Origin of the sequence: Mesorhizobium sp. M7A.F.Ca.CA.003.01.2.1 (assembly GCF_003998945.1) — a bacterium.
GTDB classification, from domain to species: domain Bacteria; phylum Pseudomonadota; class Alphaproteobacteria; order Rhizobiales; family Rhizobiaceae; genus Mesorhizobium; species Mesorhizobium ciceri.
The window spans coordinates 1-885 of sequence record NZ_RZRA01001423.1; the positions used below are offsets into that span (position 1 = coordinate 1).

General features: G+C 65.2%; 1 pseudogene. It reads right to left on the bottom strand.

The window, feature by feature from the left end:
* Positions 1-885: pseudogene (locus EN969_RS33185) on the bottom strand (hypothetical protein); the annotation flags it as partial.

Consider the following 885-nt stretch of genomic DNA (forward strand, 5'->3'; position numbering starts at 1 on the left):
GTCGAGCAGCAGCAGCGGCCGGTTGTCGGCGCCCTTCATGACCACTTCGCCTTCCGGGTTCTGCACGCCTATGGTGCGGAACCAGCGGCTCCAGTGCGGCGGCTCGGTGGCCGAGCCATCGAGCCCACGCGTCACCGGGTGGCGCTGGCCGAGTTCGGTGAGGCGCGGATAGAAGGCCTTGTCGACAACTTCGCCGGTCGGCATCGCCGGCAGGGCGGCCATCAGCGGCGTGCGCGCGATCGAGCTTTCGCCGGCATATTCGGGGCCGGCCGCGATCAGCAGCGCGCCGCCCTTTTCGACATATTCGGAGATGTAGTCGTAATAGAGGATCGGCAGCACGTCGCGGTGCTGGTAGCGGTCGAAGATGATGAGGTCGAAATCCTTGATCTTCTCGACGAACAGTTCGCGGGTCGGGAAGGCGATAAGCGACAATTCGTTGATCGGCGTGCCGTCCTGCTTTTCCGGCGGCCGCAGGATGGTGAAATGGACAAGATCGACCGAGGCGTCGGATTTCAGCAGGTTGCGCCAGGTGCGCTCGCCGGCATGCGGCTCGCCGGAGACGAGCAGCACACGCAGGTTCTCGCGAATGCCGTCGATCAGTGCGATGGCGCGGTTGTTGGTGTCGGTCAGTTCGCCTGGCTCGCGATCGATGGCGAGTTCGACGATGTTGCGGCCGGCGCCCGGAATGGTGACCTGCAGCGGCATGGCCTGGCCAACGGTGGCGTGCTCGACGGCGACCTGCTCGCCATTGACCGAGACGCGCACATCGACCGGGCCAGTCTCGTTTTCGGTCGAGATGACGCGGTAGGTCATGTCGAGCGGCTTGCCAACAAGGCCGAAGCGCGGCGCGTTCTCGAAGCGGATGCGGCGGTCCTTTTCGTGGTC